This window comes from Zobellella aerophila, assembly GCF_039539325.1.
Taxonomy (GTDB): Bacteria; Pseudomonadota; Gammaproteobacteria; order Enterobacterales; family Aeromonadaceae; genus Oceanimonas; species Oceanimonas aerophila.
The window spans coordinates 186214-208763 of the sequence record NZ_BAABCX010000004.1 but is presented as its reverse complement, the minus strand read 5'-3'; the positions used below and the strand labels follow the sequence as shown (position 1 = coordinate 208763).

Here is a 22550-nt window from a genome sequence, read left to right as displayed (position 1 = left end):
GAATACCCTGTGCTTGTCAGACCCGCAAACCGCCGTCTATTTCTATAATCCGGCCGTTAAAAAAATCATTTTCAATGATATATTGCAGGCTGTGGGCTATCTCGCCGATGTCGCCTAGGCGCCCCATGGGTACGGCGGCAATCAGCCGCTCGATAGCCTCCGGCTTCATTTGCGCCGTCATGTCGGTGGCCACCACCCCGGGGGCGATGCCCGCCACCCGGATGCCATAGCGGCTCAGCTCACCGGCCCAGCCCACTATCATGGCCGCCACCCCGGCCTTGGTCGCCGAATAGTTAGTCTGCCCCCGGTTGCCGGCCCGGGAAACGGAAGAAATATTCACGATCAGGCCGCCCTCGCCCTGCTCGGCCATCACCGCCGCCGCCTCCCGGCCACACAGGAAAGAACCGGTCAGGTTGACGTCCACCACCGACTGCCATTGCTGCAGGCTCATTTTCTGGCTGAGCTTGCCGTCCTGCAGCTTGATCAGCAGGGCATCGCGCATCAGGCCGGCATTGTTCACCAGGCAATGCACGCCGCCCAGCCCGGCACGAATATGGGTAAAGGCGTCCTCGACCTGATCTTCCCGGCTGATATCACAGGCATAGACGCCCACCCGGGCACCAGTGGCCGCGACCTTTTCACCGGCTTCGGCCAGCACCTTTTCATTATTGTCGATCAAGGCCAGCCGAGCCCCCTGCCGGGCCAGGTGCAACGCCATCCCCAGCCCCAGGCCACGGCCGCCGCCGGTAATCACAAACACCCTGTCTTTAATCTGCATGGCTTTACTCCGCATCCCTGAACAGTTGCAACAAGCTGGAGAAATCCAGGCTGCCGTTACCCGCCACCTGGTGCAGGTTAAACAACGCCTTGGCGGCCGAGCCCATGGGAACGGGTGAACCGCTTTGCTGGCTGACCTCCATCGCCAGCCCCAGATCCTTGCACATCAGGTTCACCTGAAAGCCGCCCTGATAGTTGCGCGCGGCAGGCACCCCTTCCATTACCCCGGGCACCGGGTTATAGACCTGTAATGCCCAGTTATTGCCCGAGCTCCGCTTGATGATGTCCGACAAGACCTTGGCATCCAGGCCGCTCTTGATACCCATGTTGAGCGCCTCGCAAGTGCCGGCCATCAACACCGCCAGCAGCATGTTGTTGCATGCCTTGGCTATCTGGCCGGCACCATGGTCACCCGCATGGAGAACATTTTTGCCCATCAACTTGAGCACAGGCTCGGCCCGGGCAAACTGGGCATCGGAGGCGCCCACGATAAAGGTCAGGGTCCCGGCCTGGGCGCCGGCTACCCCGCCGGAGACGGGCGCATCGATGAAGTCCAGCCCCGAACGGGCGGCGGTGACGGCGGTGTTGCGCGCCGTGGCCGCATCTATGGTGGAACAGTCGATCACCAGGGCCTTGCCGTCGATATGCTTGAACAGAGGCACGTCGCCACCGATATAGAGGCTGTCGACCTGGCGACCGGTCTGCAGCATGGAAATCACCACTTCCGCCCCCTGCACCGCCGCGACGGCACTGGCGGCCCGCTGGCAACCGACCTCCACCGCGTGACTCAGCGCAGCCTCGGACAGATCAAACGCCTGCACCCTGTGGCCCGCCTTGACCAAGTTGGCCGCCATCGGGCCGCCCATGTTTCCTAAACCGATAAATGCGATTGTTGACATCATGCTACCCACCTTTAAATCCGTCTTGGCCAACTGGTTGGCGGTGTTCGGGAAACGCTTACAGCTCCTTTAACGGATGCTCGGCCCAGGGAGCTTCGAACAGCGAAGCCAGCAAGCTCGGGTCGACCTCGGCCAGGGAGCCGAACATCCACTCGGGTCGGTTGTCCTTGTCGATCAACCGGGCCCGGATCCCTTCGGGAAACTCTCGCTGGCGGCAGCTCTGCACCGACAGCACCAGCTCATGCTGGAACGCCTCTTTCAACGACCAGTGCCGGCCCCGCCTGAGTTGTTCATGGGTCATGGCCATCGCCAGCGGGCTGCCATTGGCCAGGTTTTTTTGGGCCCGCTGAAACCAGCCGTCGTCCAGTTCCAGGGACAGGATCGCCGCCACCTGAGCGGCCAGGCCGTCCCTGTCCATCAGTTGCCGGATAAGCTCCCGATGGCGACGCAGCGGCGAATCCAGCTCCGCAAACCGGGGGCTTGATTCCTGCTCCAGCTCGCGCAGCACTTGGCTCACCACCCGGCCGGCATCCCCTCCTTGCCAGTCCTGCGCCAGCAGCCGCGGCAGCAGTTCATCGTGCAGCTCCGTCCGCAACGCCCGGTCCGCCAGCCCAAGGTAAAGGGCATCGGGAGCATTAATTGCGCAACCGGTCAGGGCGATAAAGTCCCCCAGCCCCCTGGGCAAACGGTTTAAAAACCAGCTGGCCCCCACATCCGGATACAGGCCGATGCTGACTTCCGGCATCGCCAGGTGGGAACTTTCGGTGACGATGCGATGGCCGCAGCCGCTCAGCAGCCCCATGCCCCCCCCCATCACTATGCCGCTGCCCCAGCAGATCACCGGTTTTGGGTAGGTATGAAAGCTGTAGTCCAGTTGGTATTCGTGCATGAAATAGCGCATTGGGAAGTCGCGCTCGCCTTCGCCCTGCATGCTTTGATACAGCCGGACGATATCGCCGCCGGCGCAGAAGGCTTTCCGGCCGGCGCTGTCGAGCAGGATGGCAACCACCCGTGGATCCTCGCGCCAGGCCTCCAGCCTGGGCTGGATCAGCTCGATCATCTCCAGGGTCAGGGCATTGAGGGTACGTTCCGCGTTCAGCCTGATCTCGGCAATACGCTTGCCATCGTGGCCCTGATGTTCGCTAAAGATAACGCAACTCATGGCGGCCTCCCGGTCAGCGGTTTTTCCATTCGGCTTTGCGTTTTTCTAGGAAGGCATTGACCCCTTCCTTCTGATCCTCGCTATGAAACAGATCCACAAACAGCTCCCGCTCGAGGATATAGCCCTGCTGCAGAGGGCGGCTGCGGGCGGACTGGATAAGCCGCTTGCAGGCCGCCACCGAAGTCGGACTCTGCTCCGCGACCTGCTCGGCCAGGGCCAAGGCCCGCTCACCGGCCTGCCCCCTGGGGACTACTTCTTCCACCAGGCCGATGTTCAGCGCCTGCTCCGCATTGAGCCGTTCACCGCACAGGATCATGCGCTTGGCCCAGCCTTCGCCCACCAGCCAGGTCAAATTCTGGGTGCCGCCGGCACAGGGCAGCAGGCCCACCCTGGCCTCCGGCAAGGCCAGCACCGCCTGCTGTTCGGCGATACGCAGATCGCAGGCCAGCGCCACTTCCAGGCCGCCTCCCATGGCATAGCCGTTGATGGCGGCGATGGACACGCCCCTGAATGCGCTTAAGGTTTCGAACGCCTGGCCAAACTGCCGGGCCATATCCCGGGCCACGCTGCGGTCGCCGTCGGCAAACAGCTTTAAATCGGCGCCTGCGGAGAAAAACTTGTCTCCACCTCCGGTCAGCACCAGGCTCCAGATGTCCCGGTCGTCATTCAGCCGGGTGACCGTCTCGGCCAGGGCTGACAGGCTGTCCGCGGTCCAGGTGTTGGCCGGCGGGTTGTTCATGGTCAACACGGCCACATGACCGCGTTTGTTTACGCGAATGGCATCGGACATGACTGCTCTCCCTCAAGCACGACTTTAATTGTTAGCACTATGCCAAGTGGCTGCAGCGATAGCAGGGACCAGCTAAGCCGACCCTGCTATCGCTTACACCTCAACTCCGCTCACAATTCCCCCGCCCCTTCCGCCAGCGCCCGGCGGGCGATCAGTACCCGCATGATCTCATTGGTGCCTTCCAGTATGCGGTGCACCCGGGTATCCCGTACATAACGCTCCAGCGGGTATTCCTTGATATAACCATTGCCGCCAAACAGCTGCAGCGCCTCATCGCACACCTTGAAACCCACATCGGTGGCAAAGCGCTTGGCCATGGCGCAGTAGGTGGTAGCATCGGGGTGTGCCCCATCCAGCTTGCTCGCCGCCAGCCGCACCAGCTGCCGGGCCGCAACCAGTTCGGTGACCATGTCGGCAAGCCGGAACTGCAGCCCCTGGAACTCGGCCAAGGGTCTGCCGAACTGCTGGCGCTCCAGCAGATACTGCTGTGCCAAGTTCAGCGCCTGCTGGGCCGTGCCTACCGAGCAGGTGGCAATATTGATGCGCCCGCCATCCAGCCCTTTCATGGCCAGCTTGAAGCCCTCGCCTTCCTGCCCCAGCAAGGCATGAGCCGGCACCCTAACCTCTTCAAAACTGACGGTCCGCGTCGGCTGGCTGTTCCAGCCCATCTTGTCTTCCTTGCGGCCGTAGCCGATACCGGGGGACTGGGCATCCACCGCGAAAGAGGAAATGCCCTTGGGTCCGGCCTCGCCGGTACGGGCCATCACCACCAGCAATTGGGTGCTGCCGGCTCCGGAGATAAAAATCTTGCTGCCATTGAGTACATAGTCATCCCCGTCACGACGGGCGCTGGTCTTGAGCGCCGCCGCATCCGAACCGGCATTGGGCTCGGTCAGACAGTAAGAGCCCAGCAGCCGGCCACTGACCAGGCCTTCGGCCCAACGAGCCTTGGCTTCGTCGGTGCCGAAGCTAGACAGCATCCAGGTCACCATGTTGTGGATGGTGAGGAAGGCGGTGGTGGAAGTACAACCCATCGCCAGCCGTTCGAAGATAATGCAGGCATCCAGCCGGCTCAGTCCCAAGCCGCCCGTGTTTTCCGGGGCATAGAGGGAACAAAAGCCCAGTTCGCCGGCCTTGCGCAAGATCTCTACCGGGAAATGCTGTTGCCGATCCCAGTCGGCGGCGAAAGGCGCCAGCTCATTCTGGGCAAACGCCGTCGCCATATCGGCAAAGGCCATTTGCTCGTCCGTTAATTCGAAATCCATAGTTCCCCCGCTGCAATGGGACAGAGCAGGGTGGCCGAGCCACCCTGGTGTTATTTCAGATGAATACTCATATTGGGGCCGGCGGCGATATCGTCCTCGAACCAGCGGGCGGTAATGGTCTTGGTCTCGGTATAGAAACGTACCGCCTGCTTGCCGTAGGCATGCTGATCACCGCAAAAGGACTTGCGCCAACCGGTAAAGGAAAAGAACGGCAGGGGCACGGGGATGGGCACATTGATGCCCACATTACCCACCTGGATTTCATGCTGATACTTGCGCGCCGCCGCCCCCGAGGCGGTAAAGATAGAGGTGCCGTTACCGTAGGGATTGGCGTTGACCAGCCCGATCGCCTCTTCCAGGCTACCGACCTCCAGGGTGACCAGCACGGGGCCGAAGATCTCTTCCCTGTAGATAGACATCTCGGTGGTGACCTTGCGGAACAGGGTGGGGCCGAGCCAGTTGCCATCGGGGTAGCCATCGACCCGGCAATGGCTGCCATCAAGGAGACACTCGGCGCCCGCCGCCTTGCCTTCCTCGATCAAACGCAGCACCCGCTCCCTGGCCTGGGGATTGATCAGCGGCCCGAAACCGGCGTTGGCATCATCCCAGGCTCCCGGCTGTACCTTGGCCATGGCATCACGCAGCTCGGGGATCCATTCATTGGCGCTGCCCACGAACACCGCCACCGAGATCGCCATGCAGCGCTGACCGCAGGCGCCCACCGACGAGCCAACCAGGTTGCTGATCACCTGCTGTTTCTGGGCATCGGGCATGATCACCATGTGGTTCTTGGCACCGGCAAAGGCCTGAACCCGCTTCATATGATGTGTGCCCGTCCGGTAGATATGTTGGGCGACGGCGACCGAGCCGACAAACGAAATGGCCGGGGTATCCGGATGCACCAGCAACTGATCCACCACCTCCTTACCACCGTGTACCACCTGCAACAAGCCATCGGGTGCACCGGCCTCCTTGAACAATTCGGCCAGACGCATGGGCGTCAGCGGATCCTGCTCGGACGGTTTGAGCACAAAGGTATTGCCGCAGGCGATGGCCATGGGGAACATCCACAAGGGGATCATCGCCGGAAAATTGAAGGGGGTGATCCCCACGCAGACGCCCAGGGGCTGGCTGTAGCTGTAGCAGTCCACCTTGCGGGCCACGTTCTCGACCGTTTCGCCCATGCTGAGCGAGGCGATATTGCAGGCATGCTCCACCACTTCGATGCCGCGCCAGACATCGCCCTTGGCATCTTCAAACGTTTTGCCGGTATCCCGGGACAGTAAAGTAGCGATATCGTCATGATGCTCTTTCAGCAGCGCCTGGTAGCGCAGCATCAGTCGGGCCCGTTCGCCAACGGGGACCTCTTTCCAACTGTCGAAGGCCGCTTTCGCCGCGGCCACGGCCCGATTGACCTCCGCTTCGGTGGCACAGGGCAGCTGGGCGATGAGCTCCTGAGTTGCCGGATTGGTCACCGGGATCCACTGGCTGGTTTCGCTGTGGATCATCTGGCCTCCGATCAGGAGGGGAACTTGATGTGTCATATGAGTTACCTTTGAGCCGAATCGATATCATCCGATGGCTGGTCAGCCATACCCACTACTAATAGGAACCTTCAAGACCTATAAAATTCATTACCGCAGTCTGCTGAAGATGCCTGAACCGTCCTCCGGGCGGAGCTGCTAAAGCCGCTCTATGGCCACCGCCGTGGCCTCCCCCCCCCCTATGCACAGCGCCGCGACCCCGCGCCGCAGACCCCGCCTGTCCAGGGCATGGAGCAGGGTAACCAGGATCCGCGCGCCGCTCGAGCCAATGGGATGGCCGAGGGCGCAGGCGCCGCCGTTGACATTGACCCTGGCCGGATCCAGCCCGAGCTGCTGCTGGGCCAGCATGGTGACCACGGCAAAGGCTTCGTTGATCTCGAACAGATCCACCTCGTCCTTGGACCAGCCCGCCTTATCCAATACTTTTTCCAGTGCGCCAATCGGCGCCAGGGTGAATTCTTCCGGCAGTTGGGCATGGGTGGCATGAGCCAGGATCCGCGCCAGCGGCTTCAGCCCCCGGGCCCGGGCGTCGGCCTCGCTCATCAACACCAAAGCCGATGCCCCGTCGGAGATAGAGCTGGAGTTGGCGGCGGTAACAGTGCCTTCTTTGGCGAAGGCGGGTTTGAGGCTGCGGATCTTGTCCGGCCTGGCGTTACCCGGCTGCTCATCCGTGTCCATCAGGGTCACTCCGGTACGGCCGTTGAGCTCGACCGGGGCGATTTCCGCCTTGAAATCCCCGGCTTCGATCGCCCGCAGGGCACGGTTCAGGGACTGGAGGGCGAAGTCATCCATCGCTTCCCGGCCGATAGCGAAACGGTCGGCGGCCTGCTGGGCGAAGCTGCCCATCAGCCCCCCCTGGTAGGCGTCTTCCAGGCCATCACAGAACATATGATCGAGCAGCTGACCATGGCCCATACGCAGACCCTGGCGCGCCTTGGGCAGCAGATAGGGCGCCTGGCTCATGTTCTCCATGCCGCCGGCCACCAGCAGGCCGGCACTGCCGGCGAGGATTTGATCATACGCCAGCATTACCGCCTTCATGCCCGACCCGCACATCTTATTGACAGTGGTGCAACCGGTGGCCACCGGGATCCCGGCCGCCAGGGCCGCCTGTCGGGCCGGTGCCTGACCCAGGCCCGCCGGCAGCACGCAGCCCATGATGACTTCATCCACCGCCTCGGGCGCGACGCCGGCCCGCGCCAGGGCGGCCCGTATGGCGACCGCCCCCAGCTCAGGCGCACGCACCCCGCTCAGGCCCCCCATCATCCCCCCCATGGGAGTCCTGGCGGCGCCCACTATCACCACTGATTTGCTGCTCATGACAAACCCTCGATATAACCTTTACGTAAAGAGTTGATTAAAAGCTAGCAAGCATCTAGCTAATTAACAACCAGATATTATTTAACAAACAACCGTAAGCACCTTTCACAAAATAAATAAAATTATTATTTATCAAAAAGATAAGAAAATCGACAACGAAACATAAAATAAACTTTACGTTTACGTAAGAATTAAATAATCTTAACAAGGAGATGCGAGGGAGTTGCCACGATGACCAAAAAAACCTACTCGATCAGCGAGCTTTCCCACGAGTTTGAGCTCACCACGCGCAGCATCCGCTTCTATGAAGATCAGGGGCTGTTGCGCCCGGAACACCGGGGTACCACCCGTATTTACGGCAACCAGGACAGGGTGCGGCTTAAGCTTATCCTGCGCGGCAAACGACTGGGTTTATCCCTGGCCGAGATCCGGGAGCTGTTTGCCCTGTGGGACCAGACCCCCAGCGGCAGCGAAAAACAGCTACTGTTGATGCTGGCTACCATAGCATCGAGACGGGCCCATCTTGAACAGCAGATCAAGGATATCGCCATGGTGCAACAGGAACTGGATATTGCCGAACAGCGCTGCACCGAGGCATTGGCCAAGCTGCGCCAGGAAATGAGCGAAGGCCGGGTGCCCACTCCGGCCAAGGGCTCGGCCACCAACAGGAAGGTAAGCTAAGATGATTGCTCAATACTCGGAATTGAATTTTGGCCTGGGTGAAACCATCGACATGCTACGTGAACAGGTCAATGGCTTCGCCGCCCGGGAAATCGCCCCCCGGGCCGCCGCCATCGACCGGGACAACCTGTTTCCGGCCGATCTCTGGCGCAAATTCGGCGATATGGGCCTGCTCGGCATCACCGTAAAGGAGCTGTACGGCGGCGTCGATATGGGCTATCTGGCCCATGTGGTGGCGATGGAGGAAATCAGCCGCGCCTCTGCCTCGGTGGCCCTGTCTTATGGCGCCCACTCCAACCTGTGCGTCAACCAGATCCACAAGAACGGTACCGAGGCGCAGAAGCAAACCTATCTGCCCGGGCTGCTCAGCGGCGAGCATATAGGCGCGCTGGCCATGTCCGAGCCCAATGCCGGCTCCGACGTGGTGTCGATGAAACTGCACGCCCGCGACGCCGGCGATCACTTTGTGCTGAACGGCAACAAGATGTGGATCACCAACGGCCCGGATGCCCACGTCTATGTGGTATACGCCAAGACCGATGCCAACGCCGGTTCCCGCGGCATCACCGCCTTTATCGTGGAGCGGGACTTTGAGGGCTTCGGCCAGGCGCAGAAACTGGACAAACTGGGCATGCGCGGCTCCAATACCTGCGAGCTGGTGTTTCAGGACTGCAAGGTGCCCAAAGACAATATCCTGGGTGAGCTGGGCGGCGGAGTGAGGGTATTGATGAGCGGCCTGGACCTGGAGCGCCTGGTGCTGGCCGGCGGCCCCCTGGGGATCATGCAGGCGGCCATGGATGTGGTGGTGCCCTATGTGCGCGACCGCAAGCAGTTCGGCCAGGCCATCGGCGAGTTCGAGCTGGTCCAGGGCAAGCTGGCCGACATGTACAGCCGCATGAACGCCGCCAAATCCTACGTCTATATGGTGGCCATGGCCGCCGATCGGGACCAGATCAGCCGCAAGGATACCGCCGGCACCATCCTCTATGCCGCCGAAACGGCCACCCGGCTGGCCCTGGACGCCATCCAGTTGCTGGGCGGCAACGGTTACATCAACGAATACCCCACCGGTCGGCTGCTGCGGGATGCCAAGCTCTATGAAATTGGCGCCGGCACCTCAGAAATTCGCCGCATGCTGATCGGCCGTGAACTGTTTCAGAACCGGTGAGGTTGTGATATGCAGGTTAAACAATCGCTTATCAATTCATACCGCAGCCGTAAGGCGAGTCGGCAAAAAGGCCAACTCCGCCGACTCGTCGTAAACCCATCCATGGGGGCTCGACGGCGCCATCCCTGGCGCCAACGGTCGGCTGAGCCGTTCCCTTTTACCTCCTTTCAATCTCTGTATCGTCTGTTCTGGAGCCAGCCATGACCCTACTTATCAGCCAGATACAGCCCAGGTCGGACGAATTTGCTGCCAATCACCAGGCCATGAGCGAGGCCGTGCATGAACTGCGTGAACGTGTGGCCGATATTGAGCGGGGCGGCGGCGAGTCGTACCAGCAACGCCATCAGGCCCGTGGCAAGCTGCTGCCCCGCGAGCGCATCAACCGCCTGCTGGACGAGGGCTCGCCCTTCCTTGAGTTATCTCAGTTGGCCGCCTACCAGGTTTACGATGAAGAGGTGCCCGCCGCCGGCATTATCACCGGTATCGGCCGGGTCAGCGGCATCGAGTGCATGATAGTGGCCAACGACGCCACGGTAAAAGGCGGAACCTATTATCCGCTGACCGTGAAAAAACACCTGCGCGCTCAGGAGATTGCCGAGCAGAACCGCCTGCCCTGCCTCTACCTGGTCGACTCGGGCGGCGCCAACCTGCCCCGTCAGGACGAAGTGTTTCCGGATCGGGATCACTTCGGGCGCATCTTCTACAACCAGGCCCGCATGTCCGCCCAGGGCATCCCCCAAATAGCCCTGGTCATGGGCCTGTGCACCGCCGGTGGCGCCTACGTGCCAGCCATGGCCGACGAGTCCATCATAGTGCGCAACCAGGGCACCATCTTCCTGGCCGGACCGCCGCTGGTCAAAGCCGCCACCGGCGAAGTGGTCAGCGCCGAAGAGCTGGGCGGGGCAGATGTGCACTGCAAGGTGTCGGGGGTGGCCGACCACTATGCGGAAAATGATGTGCACGCCCTGCACATCGCCCGCCGCTGCGTCGCCAACCTCAACCGGCGCAAACAGCTGGATATGCCCCTTGCTCCCCCCGCCGAGCCCAGGTATCCCATAGAAGAACTGTACGGCATTGTGGGCACGGATCTGCGCAAATCCTTCGAGGTGCGCGAGGTCATCGCACGGCTGGTGGACGGCTCCGAGTTTGATGAGTTCAAGCGCTATTACGGCCAGACCCTGGTCACCGGCTTCGCCCGTATCCACGGCTACCCGGTGGGCATCGTCGCCAACAACGGCATTCTGTTCGGGGAATCGGCACAAAAAGGCACCCACTTTATCGAGCTCTGCTGCCAGCGCAACATCCCCCTGCTGTTCCTGCAGAACATCACCGGCTTTATGGTCGGCCGTAAGTACGAGGCGGACGGCATCGCCAAGCACGGGGCCAAGATGGTGATGGCGGTGGCCTGTGCCAGGGTACCCAAGATAACAGTGTTGATCGGCGGCAGCTTCGGCGCGGGTAACTACGGCATGTGCGGGCGCGCCTACAATCCCGATTTCCTGTGGATGTGGCCCAACGCCCGCATCTCGGTGATGGGTGGCGAGCAGGCCGCCGGCGTGCTCGCCACCGTCAGGCGGGAATCCCTGGCGCGGGTCGGCACCCCCTGGTCGGCGGCCCAGGAGGCCGACTTCAAGCGGCCGATCATCGACAGCTATGAACACCAGGGCCATCCCTTTTATGCCAGCGCCCGACTGTGGGATGACGGCGTAATAGACCCGGCCCAGACCCGGACCGTGGTCGCCATGAGCCTGTCGGCGGCCCTCAACAGGCCGGCGGCCGATACCCGGTTCGGCGTATTCCGCATGTAAGGAGGACATATGAGCGACCATAGCAATCCGGTGTTGTTACGTTACCAGGATCAGGGGGTAGCGGAGCTGATCCTTAACCGACCGGACAAACACAACGCCTTCGACGATCATATGATCCTCGCGCTGATCGAAATGCTGGAGCAGACAGACAAGGATCCCCAGGTACGCGCCCTGGTGCTGAGATCCCAGGGCCCGCATTTTTCTGCCGGTGCCGATCTGGCCTGGATGAAACGCATGGCCCGCAACAGCCGTCAGGACAATATCGAGGACGCCCACCGGTTGGCCCGCCTGATGCGGCTGCTGAACCACCACAGCAAACCCACCATCGCCCTGGTGCAGGGCGCCGCCTTCGGGGGGGCTGTGGGCCTGGCCGCCTGCTGTGACCTGGTGATCGCCACCCGCCAGAGCAGGTTCTGCTTGAGTGAAGTCAGCATCGGCCTGATCCCGGCGGTGATCAGCCCCTATGTGCTGCGCGCCATCGGCGAACGTCAGGCTCGTCGCTATTTCCTTACCGCCGAATCCTTCGGCGCCGAGCAGGCGCTGGAATTTGGCCTGGTCCATCAGCTGGTAGACGACGCAGAGCAGCTGGCAGCGTCCTGCCAGTCACTGCTGCAAAGGCTCGCCAACAACAGCCCGCAGGCGATGCAGGCTGCCAAGTCGCTGATCTTCGCGGTCAGCCAGAAACCGATTGACAATGCCATCATCGCCGACACCGCCCGCCGGATCGCCGATATCAGGGTCAGTGCCGAAGGCCAGGAAGGCCTGAGCGCCTTCCTCGACAAGCGCAAGCCCAGCTGGATTCAGGAGAATGACGATGTTCAGCAAGATTCTGATTGCCAACCGGGGTGAAATCGCCTGCCGGGTAATACAGACGGCTCATCGCCTCGGCATCCGCTGCGTTGCCGTGTATTCCGAAGCCGACAGCCGGGCCCGCCATGTGGCCATGGCCGACGAGGCCTTCCTGCTGGGACCGGCGCCCAGCGCAGAAAGCTACCTGCAGGCCGATAAAATCATCGAAATCGCCAGACAAAGCGGCGCCCAGGCCATCCACCCGGGTTATGGCTTCCTGTCGGAGAATACCGAATTCGCCGACAGCTGCGCGCGCCACGGCCTGGTATTTATCGGCCCCCCCGCCGCCGCCATCGCCGCCATGGGCTCCAAGTCCGCGGCCAAGGCCATCATGCAGCAGGCGGGTGTGCCCCTGCTGCCCGGCTACCACGGGGCCGGGCAAAGCCCGGAGCTGCTGCGCGACGAAGCGGCAAAATGCGGTTTTCCCCTGCTGCTGAAGGCCGTGGCCGGCGGCGGTGGCAAAGGCATGCGGGTGGTCAACCATATCGATGAATTTGACGACGCCCTGGCCGCGGCCCGGCGGGAGGCCAAGAATGCCTTCGGCAACCCGGACATGCTGCTCGAACGCTATCTGCACCAAGCACGCCATGTGGAAATCCAGGTGTTTTGCGACAGCCATGGCAACGGCCTCTATCTGGCGGAGCGGGATTGCTCGGTGCAGCGTCGTCACCAGAAGGTGCTGGAAGAAGCACCCGCCCCCGGCTTGTCGGCAGCCACCCGTCAGGCCATGGGCGAGGCGGCGGTCAGGGCGGCCCAGGCCATCGACTATGTGGGCGCCGGCACGGTCGAGTTCCTCTACCAGGGAGACGGCGACTTTTACTTTATGGAAATGAATACCCGGCTGCAGGTCGAACATCCGGTCACCGAAATGATCACCGGCCTGGACCTGGTGGAATGGCAGCTGCGCGTGGCCGACGGCGAACCACTGCCGCTCACCCAGCAGCAGGTCCGGGTACGCGGCCATGCCCTGGAAGCGCGTATCTACGCCGAAGATCCCGAGCATGACTTTCTGCCGGCCACCGGCCGGCTGCACTACCTGCGCACGCCCGCCGAAAGTGACCATGTCCGGGTGGATACCGGCGTGGTGGAAGGCGATGAGATCGGCATCCATTACGATCCCATGATAGCCAAGCTGATCGTCTGGGATGACAACCGGGAGCAGGCTATCAACCGCCTGGTACAGGCCCTGGAGCAATACCGCATCGGCGGCGTGAAAAACAATGTGCGCTTCCTGCATACCCTGGCCGATACCCAACCGTTCCGTCGTGCCGAGCTGGATACCGGTTTTATCGAACAACACCGGCAGCTGCTGTTCCCGCCCGCCCGGCTCGACGGCCAGCGGGCCCTGGTGCTGGCCGCCGGTTTCTGGCTGGAAACCACCCGGGCAGGCAACCGCTGTGCCGGGGATCCCTGGTCGCCGTTCGGCCGGCAGAACGGCTGGCGGTTGAATTCAGAATATGCCCGTCCCCTGCAGCTGTTGGTGGGCGAGACGCTGCACCAGCTGACCATAGTGGAGCGACCGCCCGGCCATGAGATCGGCATCGATGGCGGCCGCTATTACCTGCAAACCCGGCTGCAGGATGACCAGTTGTCGGCCGTGGTCGACGGCCACACCCTGAGTGTCCACGGCTGGCTGCGGGATAACCGCCTGACGCTGTTTTACCAGGGCGAAAGCTTCGCATGCCGCCGGCATGAAGAGCACTTCGAACCGCAACAAGGCGACACCTCAGGCGGCCTGCTGGCACCGATGAACGGGGTCATGGTGGCCGTGCTGGTCAAGGAAGGTGAAACCGTGTCCGCCGGTCAGACCCTGGTGGTGATGGAGGCCATGAAAATGGAGCATGCCATCAAGGCGCCCAGAGACGGTATGGTCGGCGACATCTACTACCGGGAAGGAGAGCAGGTGGCCGAGGGTGCCGAACTGATCGTGCTGGAAAGTACCGCAGAGGAGATCAGCCGATGAGCCTGCCAAGCCGGGTAAGGTTGGTGGAGGTGAGCCCGCGGGATGGCCTGCAGAACGAGCCGGGTCCCGCCATCGCCACCGACATCAAGATTGAACTGATCGACCGGCTGAGCGGCTGCGGCCTGCGCCATATCGAGGCGGCCAGTTTCGTCTCGCCCAAATGGGTACCGCAAATGGCCGACGGCGCGGCGGTGCTGGCCGGTATCGATCGAGTCCCTGGCGTGGCCTACTCGGCCCTGACCCCCAACCTGACAGGGCTTGCCGCCGCCATCAGCGCCGGTGTCGATGAAGTGGCGGTGTTTGCCGCCGCCTCCGAAGTGTTTAGCCAGAAAAACATCAATTGCTCCATCGGCGAAAGTCTGGCCCGATTCGCCCCCCTGGTGGAACGTGCTCGCGCCCATGGCCTGCGGGTTCGGGGATATGTATCCACCGTGCTCGGTTGTCCCTACGAGGGCGAGATAGCGCCAAACCAGGTCGCGCTGGTCGCCCGGGAGCTGTATCAGATGGGCTGTTATGAAATATCCCTGGGCGACACCATAGGGGTCGGCACACCGCTCAAGGCCAAGCGCATGCTGGCGGTGGTGCTGCGGGAAGTGCCGGTCGGGCGGCTGGCGGCGCACTTTCATGACAGCTACGGCCAGGCCCTGGCCAATCTGTATGCGGTGCTGGAGGAAGGTGTCGCGGTGATCGATGCCTCGGTCGCCGGACTCGGCGGTTGTCCCTATGCCAGGGGCGCCTCGGGTAATGTGGCCAGCGAGGATGTGCTCTATCTGCTGCAGGGGCTGGGCATAGAAACCGGTATCGATCTGACGCGACTCATCGAAACCGGCTGGTGGATAAGCCGCAAGCTGGGCCGGGAAAACGGCTCCAAGGTGGCCAGGGCAATGGGGGAGTAAGCGGGAAGCTGTTTTTTACTTCCAGTCTCCGGCTTCAAACTTTCGCTCGGATCAGGCCCAGTCCTTCAGCTGGGCCAGCAAGGCGCGGGTTGAGGCATCCAGCCCGGCAGCATCCTGCCCGCCGGTAAGGCAGGGCAACAGTACATTTGCCTGTTTCTTGCCCAGCTCCACCCCCCACTGGTCGAAGCTGAAAATATTCCAGATGGCACCCTGCACGAACACCTTGTGCTCATAGAGGGCAAGCAGCGCCCCCAGGGTATGGGGTGTTACCTTGGGCAGCAACAGGGTGTTGCTGGGGTTATTACCTTTGTGCATCTTGAAGGGGAGCAGCGCCTCCAGCTCGCCCTGCGCGCGTAATTCCTGCTCCGACTGGCCAAAGGCCAGGGCCCGGCTCTGGGCCAAGCAGTTGGCCATCAGCTTGGCATGCTGATCCCCCAACGGATAGTGGCTTTGCGCCGGCAGGATAAAATCGCAGGGTATGAGTTGGGTGCCCTGATGGATGAGCTGATAGAAAGAATGCTGACCGTTGGTGCCCGACTCGCCCCAGACAATGCCAGAGGTGTCATAGTTCACCGGTTGGCCGTTGCGATCCACCGACTTGCCGTTGGACTCCATCACCGCCTGCTGCAGATAGGCCGGCAGCCGGTGCAGGCCCTGATCATAGGGCAACACCGCCTCGGAGGCCGAGCCCAGAAAGTTGCGATACCAGATGCCGATCAGAGCCAGCAGCACCGGCATGTTGGCCTCGAAGGGCGCGTTCCTGAAATGCTGATCCATCTCCCAGGCCCCGGACAGCAGCTGCTCGAAACGCTCGAAGCCGATACTCAAGGCGATCGGCAGGCCGATGGCCGACCACAGCGAGAAGCGACCTCCCACCCAATCCCAGAAGGCGAACATATTGTCGGTATCGATGCCGAACTCGGCCACCTTGGCGCTATTGGTGGATAGGGCCACGAAGTGTTTGGCGATGGCACCCTCATGCCCCGCCGCCGCCACCAGCCACTCCCGGGCGGCGAAAGCGTTGGTCATGGTTTCCTGGGAGGTGAAGGTTTTAGAGGCCACGATAAACAGGGTGGTGGCCGGGCTCAGCTCCGCCAGGGTCTGAGTCAGGTGGGCACCATCCACGTTGGAGACAAAATGCACCCTCACCCTACCCTGATAGGGCTTGAGCGCTTCGGTCACCATATAGGAGCCGAGATCCGAGCCACCGATACCGATGTTGACCACATCGGTGATGGCCCCGCCCTCGAAGCCGGTCCAGCGGCCGCCACGCACCGCCTCGCAGAAGCACTTCATCTGCCCCAGCACGGCCTTGACCTGAGGCATGACGTCTGTGCCGTCGGCCAGGGTCATGGGCTCGTCGCCCCGATGACGCAGCGCCATATGGAAGACCGCGCGCTGTTCGGTGCTGTTGATGGCTTCGCCGTTAAACAAGGATTCGATATTGCCCCTGAGGCCGGTCTGCTCCGCCAGCATCAGCAGGGTCTCCAGCACCCTGTCATCGATCAGGTTTTTGGAATAATCCAGTTTCAGGCTTTGGCCCAACCCCAGGCTGTAACGCCGGGACCGGGTGCTGTCTTCCGCGAACAATCGCGCCAGCTCGAGAGGCTGTGCGGCCAACTCAAGCAGCTGTTGCCAGGCTTGGGTCTGCGCCGGGTTAATTCTGTTCATTATGTGCCCGATATAGAAATGAATCGTCAGCCGACGAAAATGAAAAAATTAAATGGCGGTTTCAAATAATGACCCCAAGCTAAAACGCCGGCAAATAAAAGGGTCAATATTGGCAACGGCCATCGCTGCTGAATCGTGGCAGCAACAATAAGAAGCAATGCGCCTGATTGCAATTCCCTTGTGCTAATTTATTAAGACAGGAAACAAAAAGGGAGCCAAGGCTCCCTTTAAACGGTCAGAATCTGCAATTTACTGATTTACAAATTCGACGCCCTTGGCGATATCGCCTTTCAGGGTTTCCAGCATACCGTCCATAGCGGCCTGCTCGAAGGCACTGACGACGCCGTAAGGCAGTACTTTCTCTACGCCGTTTTTACCCAGCAACACGGGTTGGGCGAAGAACTGGGCATGCTCGCTGCCACCGTCCACATAGGTGCATTCCACCACATCGGCTTCACCCTGCATGGCCTTGACCAGCGACAGGGCAAAACGGCAGGCAGCCTGGCCCATGGACAGGGTGGCGGAACCACCACCGGCCTTGGCTTCGACCACTTCGGTGCCGGCGTTCTGGATGCGGTAGGTCAGCTTCTCGATCTCTTCATCGGAGAAAGACGCACCCTCAACCTGGGACAGCAACGGCAGTATGGTCACGCCGCTGTGGCCGCCGATGACCGGTACTTTTACCTGGGTCACGTCCAGGCCCTTGGCTTCGGCGACGAAGGTCTCGGCACGGATCACGTCCAGGGTGGTGATGCCGAACAGCTTGTTCTTGTCGTACACGCCGGCTTTCTTCAGCACTTCGGCGGCAATCGGCACAGTGGTGTTCACCGGGTTGGTGATGATGCCGATACAAGCCTTGGGCGCGGCGGCGGCACATTTTTCGATCAGGTTCTTGACGATGCCTGCGTTCACATTGAACAGATCGGCACGATCCATACCCGGCTTACGCGCCACACCGGCGGAGATCAGTACCAGATCGGCACCGACCAGGGCGGGAGTAGGATCTTCGCCGCTGAAGCCAACGATACTGACCGGAGTGGGAATATGGCTCAGATCCGCGGCAACGCCGGGGGTGACGGGAGCGATATCATACAGGCTTAATTCAGAACCGGCGGGCAGGTGGTTTTTTAACAGCAGGGCCAGAGCCTGACCGATACCACCGGCAGCTCCGAGTACGGCAACTTTCATAGCTGAACTCCGTTTATTATTGAATAGTTATACGTTTCCTAGGCTCTAGCAACATAACTAAAGAGCCCGGGAAAGACAATGCCTTAACCGCATCGAAATCGGTTTATGTGAGCCAGGAGTCGCTTCATCCCTGGGTCTGGAATATCAGGGCCCTGCGCTCCAGCAGTCGAAACAGCAGGGTTAAGGTTCCATTTAAAGCCAGGTAGATGACGCCCGCCAGGGCAAACACCACCAGGGTGTCATAGGTCTGGGCGTTGAGTCGCTGGGCCAGCCCCATGATGTCCATGATGGTGATGGTACTCGCCAGGGAACTGCCCTTGAGTACCAGGATCACCTCGTTGGAATAGGCCGGTATCACCCTCCTCCCCGCGTGGCGCAGCTTGACATTCAGGGTCTGCCAGGCATTCATGCCCAGCGCCCGACAGGCCAGTGTTTCCCCCTTGGGTACCGCATCCAACGCCCCCTTGAACAGCCGGCAGGTATAGGCGCCGGCATTGAGCCCGAGGGCCAGCACGATGCAAAAACCGGGCTCCCGCAGGTATTGCCAGGCCCAGCTGGCCTTCAGCCAGTCAAACTGGGCCGGACCGTAATAAATCAGGAAGATCTGCACCAGCAGGGGGGTGCCGGTAAGCAACAGCAGATACCCTTCGGCCAGCTGAGTCAGCACCGGCACTTCCTGCTCCAGTATCCAGGTCAGTACCAGGGCAATGAGCAGCCCCAGCAGCAGGCCGGAGCAGGTAATCCACAGGGTGACCCCGACCCCCTGCAGCAGGGTGGGCAGGTATTCAAGCCAATCAGTCATAGCGCGTCACCCTCGCTTGCAAACGCCGAACCCCATGCTGGCTGATGATGGTGATGGCCAGGTAGATCAGGGCCGCCGTGCCGTACCAGGTAAAAGGCTGATAGCTGCTGGCGGAGATCATCTTGGCCTGATGCATCAGATCGTGTACCCCAATCAGCGACACCAACGCCGTGTCCTTGAGCAGGATCAGCCATTGGTTGCCCAGCCCCGGCAGGGCATGGCGCCAGGTTTGCGGCAGCACAATATGGAAAAAGGTATACAAGGGCGGCAGGCCCAGGGCCTGCGCGGCCTGTCGCTGGCCTCTGGGCACCGCATTCAGGGCACCGCGCAGGGTCTGGGCGGCATAGGCGGCAAACAACAAAGACAGGGCCGTTACCCCGCACCAAAAGGGGCTGAACTCCAGGTACTCGCCAGTCAGCAAAAACAGCAGATGGGTGGAGCCAAAATAGATAAAGAACACCACCAGGATTTCCGGCAGGCCACGCAGGGTGGTGGTCAGGGTCACCGCCGGCCAGCGCAGCCAGGCTTGGCGGCTCATTTCAGCGGCGCTGAACAATACCGCCAACACCAGGCCGAACGCCAGCGATACCAATGCCAGCCCCAAGGTCATCAGGGCGGCATTCAACAGATGGGTCAGCATCTCAGTGCGGGAAATACTTTTGGTACAGGCTGTCGTAGCGGCCGTCGGCCTTGAGTTCGGCCAACGCCTCGTTCAGCTGATCGAGCAGCGCCTGGTTGCCCTTGGTCACGGCGATGCCGAAGCCGGTGCCGAAATAACCTTCATCGGTAATGGCTTCACCCACCACCGTATAACCGGGTTGCTTGGCCAGCCACTCACCGACCACGGCGGTATCGGCAAACACCCCGTCCAAGCGGCCGTTGGTCATATCCAGCAGGGCATCCTGGACGCTCTGATAAGGACGGGACTGCAGGCCCTTGGCTTCCAGCTTGTCCTGGATATATTTCTGATGGGAAGTGCCGTTCTGCACACCCACGGTTTGCTTGAGCAGGGCGTCCAGGCTGTCGTACTTGCCGGCCGGGGCGACGAACACCGCCGAATTTTCGTAGTAGATATCGCTGAAGTCCACCTGTTCGGCACGCTCGGGGGTCACATCCATGGCGGCGATGGCGGCATGGTAGCGGCGGAACTTGAGGCTGGGGATCAGGCTGTCGAAGGCCTGGTTGTGAAAGCTGCACTCGAGCTCGGCCTGGGCACACAGGGCCTTGGCCAGATCGATATCGAAGCCCTGCATTTCGTTGTTATCGTCGACGTATTCAAAGGGGGGATAAGCGGCGTTGGTGACAAACTTCACTTCTTCCGCCTGGGCGGCCGTCACGGACGCCGCCAACAATGCCAGGGACAACAAGGTTTTGTTCATGGTCACATCCTTAATACCAATCAATGAGTAAGAAATTCGGCCAGGCGCCGGGTTTGCGGCTGATTGAGCCGCTCGGCATCACCGTACTCCACCAAACGCCCCTGCTCCAGATAGGCCACCTTGGTCGCTACCCGGCGGGCAAAGCCGACCTCGTGGGTTACCACCACCTGGGTGATTCCGGTTTGTCCCAGTTGCAGTATGATCTCCGCCACCTCTTTGGTGATTTCGGGATCCAGTGCCGCCGTCGGTTCGTCGAACAGCAGCACGGAGGGATTCATCATCAGCGCCCGGGCGATGGCCACCCGCTGCTGCTGGCCGCCGGACAGGGCGCCGGGCCAGGCCTGCCGCTTATCCGCCAGCTTAAGCTGGGCCAACAGCTCGCCCGCCTTGTCTTTCGCCTCGCTCTTATCCATGCCCAGCACCTTGAGCGGCGCTTCCAGCAGATTCTGCTCCACCGTCAGGTGCGGCCACAGGTGGTATTGCTGAAACACCATGCCGACCTTGCACCTCAGCAGCTGGGCCTGCTTATGCAAGGTTCTGGAATTGGCGGAGGGAAAACTGAAATGCTGGCCGGCGATGGTCAGTTCGCCGGTGTCGGGAATATCCAACAGATTTAGCAGCCGCAACAGCGAACTCTTGCCGGCGCCGCTGGGGCCGAGCAGTACCAGGGTCTCGCCGGCGTCACATTTCAGGGACACCCGGCTGAGGATTTCCTGGCCCGACCAGGACTTACAAATATCGCTGAACTCTATGCCCATGTGCTACTTTCACATTGTCTGTTAGAGACTTCCGCTGATTCTATTTTACATTCAGCCGATTGCAAGCTAATTCTGCATCTTTATGCAATACAAATGACTAATCCTTGATAATACTGCCTTATGGATAGACAATATGCCTTATTCAACCACCCTCAGCCGGCTCCAAAAAATGAACGAGAAGCAAGAACAACTGATTAAGGCCTTCAAGGCTCTGCTCAAGGAGGAAAGGTTCGGCTCCCAGGCTGAAATTGTCAATGCCCTTCAGGAGCAGGGGTTTGACAATATCAACCAGTCCAAGGTGTCACGCATGCTGAGCAAGTTCGGTGCCGTGCGTACCCGTAACGCCAAGATGGAAATGGTCTATTGCCTACCCGTCGAACTGGGCGTGCCCACCAGCAGCAGTCAGTTGAAGAACCTGGTACTGGATGTGGGCCACAACAACGCCCTGATCGTTATCCATACCAGCCCGGGCGCGGCCCAGCTGATTGCCCGCATGCTCGACTCACTTGGCAAGGCCGAAGGCATACTGGGCACCATAGCCGGGGACGATACCATCTTTATTACCCCCACCCATCATACCCCGATCGAAGAGCTTTATCAGAGCGTGCTGGACTTGTTTGAGCAATACGTCTGAGGGCAGGCGGGAGATTAGGGATCCGGGATTGGCAAGCCGTCACTGACCCCTGTTCCCCAATCCCCAACCTCTAGTCAGCCTTCCCCCCCCTTAGCCAGCCACTCCAGCGAAGGCGCAAAAAACGCACTGCCGGTTTCCGCCTGGGTAAAGAGGGTGAGATGATCGAAGTGACCCGCACCATCAACCTGAAACATGCTTTCCAGCATGCGGGTGAAATGCAGCGGGGTATTGCAACAGGAAATAAACACCAGTCCCTGGCCGGTGGCGTTGCCCCAGGGCATGCTCTGGCGCAATATTTCCATGCTTTGCCCCTGTTTGTCTTTCAGACTGGTGCGTTTGGTATGGGCGGTCGGAGGCTTGTGCGCCGACTCATACTCGATATTCTCCAGCTTGGTGCGGCCATAGACGTCTTCCTGCTGCCTGACCGGCAGCTTCCGCCACTTGGCCATGCGATGGCGATAATGCTGCACATGAAGATAGCTGCCACCGGCAAAACGTCCCTCGGCCACCAGTGCCACTTCCGCCCTGTGCTCATCCTGGGGGTTCTCGGTGCCGTCGACAAAACCGGTGAAATCACGGCTGTCCAGGTAACGGAACCCCTGCTGCTCATAGGCCAGCTCTGCCAGGCCGGCAAGCAACGCCATCACCTGCTGGCTGGCGATATAGGCCACATCCAGCCGATCGGCCCTGAACTGGAAGAAGAGATCATAGGGGGTCTCCGGGGCCTGGCGCGCGCCCTCCTCCTGGGCCGGAAAGGCAGTCAGCCCGGCGGGCCTGGCATGGGGATAGATCTCGTCCCAGGCGTTGTTGCCGATGGCCACCAGGCCGGAAAAGGTGGCCTCCGGGTATTGCTCGACGGTGTGCTGCCAGAAGACCGGCAGTTCCGCCAGGGCTTGCCGCACCTGCTCCCGCTTGCCTGGAACCAGGTTGAACATCAGGTAAAAGGCATGAAGGTTGGGCTCGGCACAGATGCCTGCTTGTGGTGTCATTAGCCTG

21 protein-coding genes are annotated in these 22550 nt (G+C 61.1%); 7 read left to right on the top strand and 14 right to left on the bottom strand.

Features of this window, described 5'->3' with window-relative positions; all coding sequences use genetic code 11:
* Positions 1 to 16 precede the first annotated feature (16 nt).
* The 7 genes from ABD806_RS14545 to ABD806_RS14515 form a co-directional block, all read right to left on the bottom strand.
* Positions 17 to 778, bottom strand: a complete 762-nt coding sequence (locus ABD806_RS14545; protein WP_344959273.1) for an SDR family NAD(P)-dependent oxidoreductase — start codon at positions 776 to 778, stop codon at positions 17 to 19.
* 4 nt (positions 779 to 782) lie between these two features.
* Complete coding sequence (gene mmsB, locus ABD806_RS14540; protein ID WP_344959398.1) at positions 783 to 1676, bottom strand: 3-hydroxyisobutyrate dehydrogenase; 894 nt, start codon at positions 1674 to 1676, stop codon at positions 783 to 785.
* A gap of 58 nt (positions 1677 to 1734) precedes the next feature.
* Entirely contained in the window at positions 1735 to 2838 is a 1104-nt protein-coding gene (locus ABD806_RS14535) for an enoyl-CoA hydratase/isomerase family protein (RefSeq protein WP_344959271.1), read from the bottom strand.
* A 13-nt stretch (positions 2839 to 2851) separates the two neighbouring features.
* On the bottom strand, positions 2852 to 3628 hold the full coding sequence (locus tag ABD806_RS14530; RefSeq protein ID WP_344959269.1) for an enoyl-CoA hydratase: 777 nt from the start codon (positions 3626 to 3628) through the stop codon (positions 2852 to 2854).
* 110 nt (positions 3629 to 3738) lie between these two features.
* Positions 3739 to 4893, bottom strand: coding sequence for an acyl-CoA dehydrogenase family protein (locus ABD806_RS14525; RefSeq protein ID WP_344959268.1), 1155 nt, complete (start codon positions 4891 to 4893; stop codon positions 3739 to 3741).
* A gap of 50 nt (positions 4894 to 4943) precedes the next feature.
* Entirely contained in the window at positions 4944 to 6437 is a 1494-nt protein-coding gene (locus ABD806_RS14520) for a CoA-acylating methylmalonate-semialdehyde dehydrogenase (RefSeq protein WP_344959265.1), read from the bottom strand.
* A 138-nt stretch (positions 6438 to 6575) separates the two neighbouring features.
* Complete coding sequence (locus ABD806_RS14515) at positions 6576 to 7757, bottom strand: thiolase family protein (protein WP_344959263.1); 1182 nt, start codon at positions 7755 to 7757, stop codon at positions 6576 to 6578.
* A gap of 231 nt (positions 7758 to 7988) precedes the next feature.
* Between ABD806_RS14515 and ABD806_RS14510 the strand changes: the two genes are divergently transcribed.
* The 6 genes from ABD806_RS14510 (at position 7989) to ABD806_RS14485 (ending at position 15122) form a co-directional block, all read left to right on the top strand.
* On the top strand, positions 7989 to 8438 hold the full coding sequence (locus ABD806_RS14510) for a MerR family transcriptional regulator (RefSeq protein ID WP_344959261.1): 450 nt from the start codon (positions 7989 to 7991) through the stop codon (positions 8436 to 8438).
* A gap of 1 nt (position 8439) precedes the next feature.
* Complete coding sequence (locus ABD806_RS14505) at positions 8440 to 9606, top strand: isovaleryl-CoA dehydrogenase (RefSeq protein WP_344959259.1); 1167 nt, start codon at positions 8440 to 8442, stop codon at positions 9604 to 9606.
* 200 nt (positions 9607 to 9806) lie between these two features.
* The gene (locus tag ABD806_RS14500; RefSeq protein ID WP_344959257.1) at positions 9807 to 11414 is read left to right on the top strand and encodes a carboxyl transferase domain-containing protein; all 1608 of its coding nucleotides are present in this window, start codon (positions 9807 to 9809) and stop codon (positions 11412 to 11414) included.
* 9 nt (positions 11415 to 11423) lie between these two features.
* Positions 11424 to 12263 carry an enoyl-CoA hydratase/isomerase family protein gene (locus ABD806_RS14495; RefSeq protein WP_344959255.1) on the top strand — a complete coding sequence of 280 codons (840 nt, stop codon included), beginning with the start codon at positions 11424 to 11426 and terminating at the stop codon, positions 12261 to 12263.
* Positions 12229 to 14226: an acetyl/propionyl/methylcrotonyl-CoA carboxylase subunit alpha gene (locus ABD806_RS14490; RefSeq protein WP_344959253.1), complete on the top strand. Its 1998-nt coding sequence runs from the start codon at positions 12229 to 12231 to the stop codon at positions 14224 to 14226. The genes ABD806_RS14495 and ABD806_RS14490 overlap by 35 nt, the downstream gene beginning before the upstream one ends.
* Positions 14223 to 15122: a hydroxymethylglutaryl-CoA lyase gene (locus ABD806_RS14485; RefSeq protein ID WP_344959251.1), complete on the top strand. Its 900-nt coding sequence runs from the start codon at positions 14223 to 14225 to the stop codon at positions 15120 to 15122. The genes ABD806_RS14490 and ABD806_RS14485 overlap by 4 nt, the downstream gene beginning before the upstream one ends.
* A 51-nt stretch (positions 15123 to 15173) precedes the next feature.
* Here the strand turns inward: ABD806_RS14485 and pgi are convergent, their stop codons facing one another.
* The 6 genes from pgi to ABD806_RS14455 all read right to left on the bottom strand — a co-directional run bounded on the left by pgi (position 15174) and on the right by ABD806_RS14455 (position 20920).
* On the bottom strand, positions 15174 to 16793 hold the full coding sequence (gene pgi, locus ABD806_RS14480) for a glucose-6-phosphate isomerase (RefSeq protein ID WP_344959249.1): 1620 nt from the start codon (positions 16791 to 16793) through the stop codon (positions 15174 to 15176).
* Positions 16794 to 17042: 249 nt separating this feature from the next.
* A complete protein-coding gene (gene mdh, locus ABD806_RS14475; RefSeq protein WP_344959247.1) occupies positions 17043 to 17981 on the bottom strand; it encodes a malate dehydrogenase in 939 nt (312 codons plus the stop codon).
* A 124-nt stretch (positions 17982 to 18105) separates the two neighbouring features.
* Entirely contained in the window at positions 18106 to 18783 is a 678-nt protein-coding gene (gene artM / locus ABD806_RS14470) for an arginine ABC transporter permease ArtM (protein ID WP_344959245.1), read from the bottom strand.
* Entirely contained in the window at positions 18776 to 19423 is a 648-nt protein-coding gene (gene artQ, locus ABD806_RS14465) for an arginine ABC transporter permease ArtQ (protein WP_344959243.1), read from the bottom strand. The genes artM and artQ overlap by 8 nt, the downstream gene beginning before the upstream one ends.
* Position 19424: 1 nt before the next feature.
* On the bottom strand, positions 19425 to 20162 hold the full coding sequence (locus ABD806_RS14460) for a transporter substrate-binding domain-containing protein (RefSeq protein WP_344959241.1): 738 nt from the start codon (positions 20160 to 20162) through the stop codon (positions 19425 to 19427).
* Between the two features lie 20 nt (positions 20163 to 20182).
* Entirely contained in the window at positions 20183 to 20920 is a 738-nt protein-coding gene (locus tag ABD806_RS14455; RefSeq protein WP_344959238.1) for an ATP-binding cassette domain-containing protein, read from the bottom strand.
* 133 nt (positions 20921 to 21053) lie between these two features.
* Here ABD806_RS14455 and argR point away from each other — a divergent pair, with 133 nt between their 5' ends.
* Positions 21054 to 21554 (top strand): transcriptional regulator ArgR, encoded by a 501-nt coding sequence (gene argR, locus ABD806_RS14450; protein ID WP_425583146.1) that lies wholly within the window; start codon positions 21054 to 21056, stop codon positions 21552 to 21554.
* A gap of 74 nt (positions 21555 to 21628) precedes the next feature.
* Here the strand turns inward: argR and ABD806_RS14445 are convergent, their stop codons facing one another.
* On the bottom strand, positions 21629 to 22543 hold the full coding sequence (locus ABD806_RS14445; RefSeq protein ID WP_344959234.1) for a Dyp-type peroxidase: 915 nt from the start codon (positions 22541 to 22543) through the stop codon (positions 21629 to 21631).
* Positions 22544 to 22550 lie beyond the last annotated feature (7 nt).

Coding starts and splice junctions, on each gene's coding strand:
- ABD806_RS14510 (WP_344959261.1), top strand. CDS start 7,989: ATGACCAAAAAAACCTACTCGATCAGCGAGCTTTCCCACGAGTTTGAG.
- pgi (WP_344959249.1), bottom strand. CDS start 16,793: ATGAACAGAATTAACCCGGCGCAGACCCAAGCCTGGCAACAGCTGCTT.
- mmsB (WP_344959398.1), bottom strand. CDS start 1,676: ATGTCAACAATCGCATTTATCGGTTTAGGAAACATGGGCGGCCCGATG.
- ABD806_RS14460 (WP_344959241.1), bottom strand. CDS start 20,162: ATGAACAAAACCTTGTTGTCCCTGGCATTGTTGGCGGCGTCCGTGACG.
- ABD806_RS14545 (WP_344959273.1), bottom strand. CDS start 778: ATGCAGATTAAAGACAGGGTGTTTGTGATTACCGGCGGCGGCCGTGGC.
- ABD806_RS14495 (WP_344959255.1), top strand. CDS start 11,424: ATGAGCGACCATAGCAATCCGGTGTTGTTACGTTACCAGGATCAGGGG.
- ABD806_RS14505 (WP_344959259.1), top strand. CDS start 8,440: ATGATTGCTCAATACTCGGAATTGAATTTTGGCCTGGGTGAAACCATC.
- artQ (WP_344959243.1), bottom strand. CDS start 19,423: ATGCTGACCCATCTGTTGAATGCCGCCCTGATGACCTTGGGGCTGGCA.
- ABD806_RS14525 (WP_344959268.1), bottom strand. CDS start 4,893: ATGGATTTCGAATTAACGGACGAGCAAATGGCCTTTGCCGATATGGCG.
- artM (WP_344959245.1), bottom strand. CDS start 18,783: ATGACTGATTGGCTTGAATACCTGCCCACCCTGCTGCAGGGGGTCGGG.
- ABD806_RS14455 (WP_344959238.1), bottom strand. CDS start 20,920: ATGGGCATAGAGTTCAGCGATATTTGTAAGTCCTGGTCGGGCCAGGAA.
- ABD806_RS14520 (WP_344959265.1), bottom strand. CDS start 6,437: ATGACACATCAAGTTCCCCTCCTGATCGGAGGCCAGATGATCCACAGC.
- ABD806_RS14490 (WP_344959253.1), top strand. CDS start 12,229: ATGTTCAGCAAGATTCTGATTGCCAACCGGGGTGAAATCGCCTGCCGG.
- ABD806_RS14535 (WP_344959271.1), bottom strand. CDS start 2,838: ATGAGTTGCGTTATCTTTAGCGAACATCAGGGCCACGATGGCAAGCGT.
- ABD806_RS14515 (WP_344959263.1), bottom strand. CDS start 7,757: ATGAGCAGCAAATCAGTGGTGATAGTGGGCGCCGCCAGGACTCCCATG.
- ABD806_RS14445 (WP_344959234.1), bottom strand. CDS start 22,543: ATGACACCACAAGCAGGCATCTGTGCCGAGCCCAACCTTCATGCCTTT.
- mdh (WP_344959247.1), bottom strand. CDS start 17,981: ATGAAAGTTGCCGTACTCGGAGCTGCCGGTGGTATCGGTCAGGCTCTG.
- ABD806_RS14485 (WP_344959251.1), top strand. CDS start 14,223: ATGAGCCTGCCAAGCCGGGTAAGGTTGGTGGAGGTGAGCCCGCGGGAT.
- ABD806_RS14500 (WP_344959257.1), top strand. CDS start 9,807: ATGACCCTACTTATCAGCCAGATACAGCCCAGGTCGGACGAATTTGCT.
- ABD806_RS14530 (WP_344959269.1), bottom strand. CDS start 3,628: ATGTCCGATGCCATTCGCGTAAACAAACGCGGTCATGTGGCCGTGTTG.
- argR (WP_425583146.1), top strand. CDS start 21,054: ATGCCTTATTCAACCACCCTCAGCCGGCTCCAAAAAATGAACGAGAAG.